The 3,548-nt window shown below is 28.1% G+C and carries 2 protein-coding genes and 1 pseudogene; all 3 read right to left on the bottom strand.

Features of this window, described 5'->3' with window-relative positions; genetic code table 11:
- Positions 1-681: pseudogene (locus LS64_RS11955) on the bottom strand (lipase); the annotation flags it as partial.
- Between the two features lie 13 nt (positions 682-694).
- Positions 695-2,683, bottom strand: a complete 1,989-nt coding sequence (locus LS64_RS13480; protein WP_064773681.1) for a lipase family protein — start codon at positions 2,681-2,683, stop codon at positions 695-697.
- Positions 2,684-2,686: 3 nt separating this feature from the next.
- Positions 2,687-3,247 (bottom strand): hypothetical protein, encoded by a 561-nt coding sequence (locus tag LS64_RS11945; RefSeq protein WP_034569496.1) that lies wholly within the window; start codon positions 3,245-3,247, stop codon positions 2,687-2,689.
- Between the last annotated feature and the right edge of the window lie 301 nt (positions 3,248-3,548).

Here is a 3,548-nt window from a genome sequence, read left to right as displayed (position 1 = left end):
ACTAATTAGATTGCAAGGAGTTGGCACTCCTAAGATAGTATTTTGACAACCTATTATTTGGCTATTTAATAAATCAGATTCTAAAATCATTGATTTATTATTTGATTTAAAGTTTTTACCTTTATTACTTTTTAATTTTACTATTCCACCATGAATACATTTTATTTCGTTATCTTCTAAGATAGGGCAAAGAAAGGCAGTAGATTCTATAACTTTATTGTCATTGCCAGAAGCTTTAGCTTTGCAGTAATCTAACTCTTTACTTAGAATCTTCTTTGCTTCTTTGCTTTTAGATTCTAACTTGATATTTAAACTAGATTCTAAGATTGAATAATGTAATATTGTTAAGACTTTAGAATCTAAAAACACTTGCAGGGTTTGTGTAGAATCTTTAGAATCTATTGAATCTTGTAAATAATAAATAGGCTTAGATTCAAGTAATTCATTATTGGAATCTAAATTACCAAACAATAAATCATTATTAGATTCTATCCCACCTGTTAAGAGATATTCATTGAAATACAAATTTATTGTATATTCATCTATATTGATATTATATTGTTTTTCTATCTCATTGTATATAATTCCATAATCTAATATATCCTTATTATTTGCAAATATATTTATTTCTTTGTTTGCAATATCCACGTATAAATTTGAACTCATTGATAAACTTGACATTATCGCTCCTTTATCATTGCATTATATCTGCTATATAGCATACCCTTATTTCATCTCCATAGAGTATATTATTCATCATGGTAATTTTAGCATTAAAGTATTTTTGGTTTATCTCATCACTACTCGAGAGCGTGATTTGGGTAGAATTTGAGTTGTACTTAAATAGTTTTGTCATTTTTTCTTTAGTATCTAGGACTTCTTCATTCTTTCTATTGACTATTACAAATGGTTGACATTTAAAGATGGCTCTTTTTTCTGCAAGAGTGCATCTTTTGTCTTTAAGTTTTATTAAGTCTTCTTTATCCATCATTCTAGGAAAATACCCTTTAGAATCTAAAATAATTATTTTATCTATAATGTTTTCTTTAGTTGTATGAAGTTTCACATAAATGCTTTTTATTTCTTTTTCTAAGTCTGTTACATATAAAATGTGCTCTATAAATGTAGATAAAAAATCTGTGCTATCTGGACTTTTTTCTTGAGTTTTATAAGGAGTTAGATTCTTATTATTAATCATTATACTTAACGGATTAAAGACTATAAAAATACTTTGCATAAAATTATTAAGATATCCTATACATTCACTTAGAGTTTTATCTTTGATTTTATTATGGTTAAAATCTAATTCTAAAAGGTAGGAGTAAAGATGGAGAGTTCGAGTAAGGGGGATAATAGAGTGATCACCTGTGATACTTTTGCTTGTTGTGATATTATGTAGTATTGTTGTATCGCTATATTGATTATCTTGGTGTAATCCTAGTTTAATCCCTAGCTTTGATATAGGAGAGCCCATATACCATTCATTTTTGTATTCATTATTGCTTGATTCGCAATGATAGATATAATTTTGAATTGCGAGTTTATATGCTTTTTTCTCTTCTTGTTTTTTATTTTCCATTTCACATCGTATATATTTTGTAAAATTTTCTAGCAACATTTGATAATAAGGCATTCTTGATTTATTATAATAAATTTCATTAAGTTTAGTGATTCGTGGAATAAACCGTAAAAGATTGTATTTACCAGCATTTAATAATTCTATACCATATACTTTATCAAGATATCTATCTTGTTCATTATAACATTTATCAAATATCAGCTCTAGTATTTTTTCAAATTCGTTTATTTTGCTTAAATGCTCGTAATAAGTCCCTTGTATATTATGAAATAGCATATCTCTTATTTCTACATAAAAATGTCGTCTTAGTCCATTTGGATATTTAGTAATATCAAAAATAGCAAAATATGGTGGATATAATGCACTGGCTCCTGGCGCATTATATGTGTATAAAGCTTTGATATTATTTTTATTTTTATCATCACATAGACTTAAGGCGAGTAATTGTGCTAGACAACCTCCAAGAGAGTGTCCTGTGAGTGTTAGAGAATCTTTTTCTTTGATTTGTGGATAACTTCTAGCACAAGATTCATAGAATTGTATCATATCATCATATTGTTCCAATGGCACTTTACCATGCACTAGATATACCAAATCAGCTTTAATTAAATCATTGTAAATTTGACTTATTTCTCCTAATTCTGTGCCCCTAATTGCTAAGATATAATTAACATAGCCATACTTGGCAGTATAAGTTTTTTCGTTTGTTTTGCTATCAATTTGCAATTTCTTTTCTCTAAAGAGCGTAGCAGAAAAGCCAGAATCTGTATTTGGCTGATGAGTGAGTAAATCATATCTTTCAAAAAATCTTTTTGCTTGAAGTGGGGAAAAGTCGCCTCCTAAGAAATGCTTATGATACCAAGAGTCTTGAGATTTGCCATTTTTATCTTTGAAATATTTATGTTCTATATTGAGAATATCAGAATTGGTGGGGATAGCAGTTTCATTGTTTGCGATTTTTTCTCTAAAGTATTCTAATCTCTCTTTATCTGTGCTGTCTTTGTTAAAGTCATAATGAGGATTGGCTAGATGAAAATAACCATACGCTGCCCAGGCTAACTCCGCATTATCTTTTAGTTTATTAATCACTACTTTATTATTCATTTTTTAGTCCTTTTTGAAATATATACAACTTATTGGGACACTTCCTAGAAAAAATCCCGTCCCCTCATTACCTGCTAGGAATGGTCTCATGCGATCCCAATTAACATAAAACATTATCTTTTTAATATTGTCTCTTCTTGCTTGGTTGTCGTTAAAAAGTAATGTAAAATCCTGATATATTCTACCATGATACTTTTCGAATTCATACAAATATGTCCCCCAATCATTAACTTTTAAATTTTGCTGAATGTATTCCCAATCTAAGCTATCCAAATCCGTATCAAAATGCCTTAACACTTTATTGTAATATTCCTCATCAAGCTTACCGCCATTTGCTTGATATATTTTAGGGTATAGCTTACAAATATTTCTAAACTGCCAGAAACTAGGCTCTAAATAATATGAATAAGGCGTATAATAAAAGATTATTAGCCCTATACCGCCGATAAATACTAGAATCTTAGATATTTTCCTTTGCGATTTAAAGACTTTTCTATAAATAAGCCAACATATAAAGTAAGATAAAGTAAAGATTATAAGTAAAAACATTATGATAAATAACATTTATTTCCTTTATTTAGATTCTATTGTAAAAAGATAGTGTGTATTTTTTAGATTTTATGTCTTGAGATATTATAGCAAAGGTTTAATTTGATTCTAAAAATCTTTTTTAACTTCTGCATTCTATAACCTTAGGATATAGATGAAAGTGCCCATAAGCTACCCACTCAAGTTCTGTATTGTCTCTCATAAGTATCTATACTATAAATTTCTTATTAATTGCACTACCTTTAGTAAAAAATATAAATTCATTCCAATGTCTATCAAAACGATAACCAACAATTTGTTGATAAATAATCGTTTT

Source organism: Helicobacter saguini (genome assembly GCF_000762875.2).
Taxonomy (GTDB): domain Bacteria; phylum Campylobacterota; class Campylobacteria; order Campylobacterales; family Helicobacteraceae; genus Helicobacter_A; species Helicobacter_A saguini.
The sequence above is the reverse complement of the archived record's forward strand: the minus strand, read 5'-3'. Positions and strand labels throughout refer to the sequence as shown.